Here is a 4,487-nt window from a genome sequence, read left to right as displayed (position 1 = left end):
GCATAGAAAAGAGCGAATTGCTCTCAATTATCCCAACAATACAAAAAGCTGGAATTGAAAGTAATCCGCTCCTTTCCAATTTCAAAGATAAGCGTTTGTTTTCTATTCTCCAAACAAACAGCTCAAAAGTTGTGGATGAGAACGGGGAGCCGTTGGTGGTCTATCATGGTACATCCCTTTCAAGGGAGCAGGAAGGGCACAAAACCCGGTTCAGGATTGACGATGACTGGGTGATAGATGTGACCGACGCCCCTTTCCACACTTTCAGGGGCGGCGCATATGGCGGATTGATTTTCACCTCCTTTGACGAGGGAAAGGCCAGTAGCATCGGGTCGATACGCAGTATGGAACTGCCGGACGATGAAAACGGAGAAGAACAGTGGACGGAGGTAAGCTACGTATATGACCTCTTTGCCAATGCCAGGAAGCCTTTCGATGTAAAAGACGGGAATGCAGTCCGAGAGGTTCTGGATGAGTTAGGGGAAAATATTACAGCTTACGACTTCTATCTCGGTCTGGAACTCCCTGTTTCCCGAGAGGACGCGGAGAAAATGCTGGCAGGCGGTAACTCCTGGCGTATAGTGGAGACACCTACCATGCAGAAAGTCATCAGGGCAAAGGGCTATGATGCCATCCGGAGTATGGATGAGGGCGTCGAATGCCTGGCCGTTCTTGCTCCGAACCAACTGAAGGCGGCCGGCAAATATCTGTATTCGGAGCGGAACACCGGCGCTTTTTCGCCGGACATTGACGACATCCGTTTCCGGCAGGTATACCATGGCAGTCCGGCCTCCTTCGAACATTTCGACCGTGCCTTTACCGGAACCGGCGAAGGGGCGCAGGCCTACGGCTGGGGCACTTATGTGACAGAAGTGGACGCAATAGCCAAAAGGTATGCGGCCATCGGCATAAAGCGGGGAAACCACATCACCTATGACGGGGAGCCTTTATCCTCGGTACTTGACAACGAATATTATTTTGATGGCGTATGGAGAGTATGGAAACGTCAGATCCTTTCTTCCACCGACGTGGACAGTTTGAAACGGAACATTTCTTCCGTGTATATGGACGGGCGTGCTGCGGGCACATACAGCAGAAGGCGAAAGGCATTCGAGCAGCAGAAAAAGGATTTGCTTTCCGACATCGATGCCGGCAGGATATGCATTGAACTGCCACGCCACCTTTATACAGTGGAAATTCCGGAAAGCAACGGGACGAACTACCTGCGATGGGAGTCTCCGGTATCGCCGGAACAGCAAGGACAAATATTCCTGCAACTGCGAAAAGAGCATATACTTTTCTCCGGTGTTACAAGCGATTTTTGGAATGGCAAGTCCCATGTATGGAACAGTGGCAAGGAGTTCTATGGCTTTCTGGACTATATGTTCATAGATTTGGAAACGGACACTGATTCGGGACGTCTCGCCAGCGAGTTTCTTTCGCGGGCGGGTTTTACCGGTATTGACTATCCGGCGGAGTATTCGACCGGCGGCCGGGCTGACGGTGCACGGAACTATGTCATTTTCAATGAGGCCGACCTGAAGATAACCGCCCATGAACGTTTCCGTTTCATAGGAGAAAAAGGGGCTTCCAACCTTGACCGGTTTGAAGGAGTCTGTTCGCGTCTGGAAAACCTTGCAGTGGCCCGCGAAATGGAAAAGTCAGGCAAGGATGCCGGAACAATAAAAATGGCGACAGGCTGGGAACGCGGAGTTGACAGCAAGTGGCGCTATGAGACACCGGATTTCGAATACCATCCGGCCGGAGATCTGGGCTACTCACGCCTGTTGGAAAAACAGTCCTGGTACGGGGAGTTTGAAAATCTTCTTGACCGGCAAATAGAGGGGAAGATGCTCCCTGAGGTGGAGTGGAAACGTTTTGCGGAACTGACGGAACTGGCAGCCGGACTGAAGGAACAGGATGCACTGCGTGAACGGATTTATCTGGATGACTATGTGAAAGACGATGAACTGTTCCATGCCTATCCTGAAATGAAACAAACCCGGTTGGAGTTTGTAGACCTGCCATCGGCTGACTACGGCGGAACCTATCTCCATTCGGATAGCAGGATAGTAGTAAACATTTCCCGGACAGATGATGTAAAGTCCGTCCTGGCACATGAGATACAACATGCCATACAACGCATGGAGGGATTTGCAAGGGGAAGCAGCCCGGAGGAATTTAAAAATACGGCAGAGAATGTGATTCTGGATATCGTACAGGCCACTGACGGAAGGATTTTAGAGGGTGGAGGTTTCGACAACACCCCGAAAGGTATATTCGCTGCGCTTGGCCGGGAAGTACCCTATGGGACAATATTGAGGCGTTACGATTACCCTCTCAGCCTCGTGGCTGAAAAATACGGGTACGAAAATATCTTTGACCTGGTGAATGACATTGACCGGTTCAAAAGCAGCATACAGAAATACCGTTCCACTGCTGGGGAAGTGGAAGCGCGTAATGTGCAGGCCAGGATGAATTTTACTTCCGGCCAAAGACGGAACACGCTTGCCGTTTCCACCGAGGATATTGCCCGCAGCGAACAGATATTCCTTTCAAGGGAGGCCCGGATGGATGAACTCGCACGCCATGCGTCTTTTCTGGCCGGAAAACAGCATATTCCTTTGGAAGTGGTCCGTCGTGCCGATGAGGTAAGCTCTCCTGACGTGCGCGGCCTACTTTCCTGCGGAAAAGACATCCGGGGATGGTATGACATTCCCTCGCAGCATATATGCCTGTATCTTCCGCACGCCCGGGGGAAAGAGGATATCGAACGTACCCTGTTGCATGAAGGTGTGGCGCATTATGGTCTGCGCAGACTTATCGGGGACGGGCATATGGATGCGTTCCTGGACGAAATGTTTGCCGGCTGCGGGGAAAAGTTGCGCGGTGAAATTACCCGCCTGGCCGGGACGGAAAAATTAGACATACGGGTTGCCACTGAGGAGCATCTAGCGCATATAGCAGAGAACGGTATCGAACTGTCCGTTTGGGAAAGGATCAGCCTGGCTTTCAGGAACCTTCTGCGGAAGCTGGGATTCAATATCGAGATCGGCACGAAAGAGCTTAGAAGTATACTCCATGCTAGTGGGGAGAACCTGAAAAAAGCGGAAACAGCAGCCGCACCTGAAAAAATCCGGATATCCGGAGGTGAGCTTATACTGGAGCCAAAACATGGCAGTGCCTGTATCAAGAAAAGAGGTTCGGAAGTGGATGTAACACCGGTACTGGAGAAGATGAGAGAAGCGGGTGTCAAACCGGTTTCCTTTACTCCGGAACAATGGAGAATGCTTTTTAGCGGAAAATCCTTGCAGCTGGCCGATGGCAGGATGCTTATGGTTGTCAAGGGACCTTCGGGCTATGGAGTAAGGCTCACTGGGATGGCAGCCTTAAAGAGGAAAGTTACAGAAATGAAATTATAACGGAAATAATTTGCGATATGAAAACGGATAGACACAAGTTTCTTGATAAGGCTGAACCGGAGAATGAACCGGCGGGGATATGTAGTTTTTCCTGGGGAAACCGGGAGCTCAGGATCTTTGGTGAACAAATGACCTTACAAGTCAACGGAATTTCCCATGATATGACTTCTGTGTTGGATGAACTTCGTGATATCGGGGCAAAACCGGAGAAGACAAGTCCCGCCAGATGGATATCACTACTGCGGGGAAAGCCGACTAACCTGCCGGGGTACGACAGACCGCTTATGATAATCAAAACCCCGTCCGGTTATACGGTCAGATGTCTGGAAACTACGAGTTGCAGGGATGATAAATCGTTGCAGATGGATTTACTGTAAAACAAGTAAATTACATATTAAGTATTAAAGTAAATTATTATAGTAGTATGGAGAATTGTGTCATTTATATCAAGCTGTTTATATTGGCAGTGGCTTCACTGATAACAGGAGTTTCCACCATAAGTCGCAAATGGTATATCAATTTCTTTGTTTTTTTGCTTTGCATAATTGTTGAAACCTGTCTGGCATATCTGTTTTTTCCGGCATATGTGTTTTATCCGGCATGTGCTTCCCTGGTCATATTCGTCCTGTCATGGTTATGGGAACGGGGCAAACCGAAAAGCCCCGGAGAAAACAATAACCCGATCAGGCTCCCCGTACAATCGGGAATATCGAAAAACTATCTGGAATTTTATTATTACTATTCCAATTTCCTGATTTATGGCGGAGCCGGTTCAGGAAAGACCAAGAGTATAGGCAAGTGGTTGTTGGAGGAATATATCCGTTTGGGGTTTGCCGGCTTTATATACGACTTCAAGGACATCGATTATACCCGGACTGCCTATAACCTGATAGAGAAGCATGGTTATCCGCACAAGTTTTATTATGTCAGCTTTGACAGGCCCGCGCGTTCATACCGTTTCAACCCGCTGAAAGTTGTAAAGGACCGCACCGAACTGTTGCAGCTCATGGAGGATATCCTGCTTGCGCTGCTTCCCAAGAAAGAACAGCAGAATGAATGGGTGGC

General features: G+C 49.3%; 2 protein-coding genes and 1 pseudogene. All 3 read left to right on the top strand.

Translation table 11 applies throughout. From position 1 onward, the window contains the following. The first annotated feature begins 131 nt into the window (after window positions 1–131). Window positions 132–3,422, top strand: a complete 3,291-nt coding sequence (locus AB5903_RS21800) for an LPD23 domain-containing protein (protein ID WP_368118281.1) — start codon at window positions 132–134, stop codon at window positions 3,420–3,422. A 17-nt stretch (window positions 3,423–3,439) separates the two neighbouring features. Then, a complete protein-coding gene (locus AB5903_RS21795) occupies window positions 3,440–3,799 on the top strand; it encodes a hypothetical protein (RefSeq protein WP_016662272.1) in 360 nt (119 codons plus the stop codon). Window positions 3,800–3,846: 47 nt separating this feature from the next. Then, a pseudogene (locus AB5903_RS21790) lies at window positions 3,847–4,487 on the top strand (type IV secretory system conjugative DNA transfer family protein); the annotation flags it as partial.

Source organism: Bacteroides sp. 2201st1_D9_2201SCRN_220225 (assembly GCF_040928965.1).
Lineage (GTDB): Bacteria > Bacteroidota > Bacteroidia > Bacteroidales > Bacteroidaceae > Bacteroides > Bacteroides stercoris.
The sequence above is the reverse complement of the archived record's forward strand: the minus strand, read 5'-3'. Positions and strand labels throughout refer to the sequence as shown.